Below are 710 nucleotides of genomic sequence, written 5' to 3' on the forward strand. Positions count from 1 at the left end.
GACAACGGCCGTCCCAGCATTGACCCGGTGGTATTGTTCAAAATTGTGTTCATCCAGCACCTGTACGGCATCCCCTCGCTGCGCCGTACCATGCAGGAGATTGGCATGAACATCGCATACCGCTGGTTTTTAGGGTACACGCTAAACGATGAACTTCCGCATTTTTCCACTGTCAGCTACAATTTCAAACACCGTTTTACAGAAGAAACGGTAGAAAATATATTCCAATGGATTCTCTATGAGGCCAACCGTGCGGGATATTTGGCACCGGAGGTGGTATACATCGACGGCACGCACATCAAAGCCAACGCAAACCTCCACAAAAAGATCAAAAAAGCGGTTCCCGCAGCGGCAGCGCGGTACAAGGACGAGCTGATGGAAGAAATCAATGCAGACCGGGAAAAGCACGGCAAAAGGCTGTTTGACGATGACCAAACGCCGCCGAAGGAGAAAAAAGTCACGGGTTCCACAACCGACCCGGACAGCGGGATATTTCACAAGGGGGAACACAAAAAATGTTTTGCATACGAGGCGCACACCGCCTGCGACGGGCACAATTTTGTGCTGGACACGGTGGTAACGCCCGGCAATGTGCATGACAGCGCAGCGTTTGACCCACTGTATGAGCGGTTAAAAAAGCGATTCCCGCAAATGGAAACGATCGTAGCCGACGCGGCATTTAAGACACCATGGATTTGCAAGCAAATATT

General features: G+C 50.8%; 1 protein-coding gene. It reads left to right on the forward strand.

What is annotated here, in order from left to right; translation table 11 throughout:
- A partial coding sequence (locus tag KQI32_RS13280; RefSeq protein WP_216426136.1) for a transposase occupies positions 1–710 on the forward strand: 710 nt, incomplete at both ends.

This window comes from Acetivibrio sp. MSJd-27 (assembly GCF_018918095.1).
Taxonomy (GTDB): domain Bacteria; phylum Bacillota; class Clostridia; order UMGS1840; family HGM11507; genus HGM11507.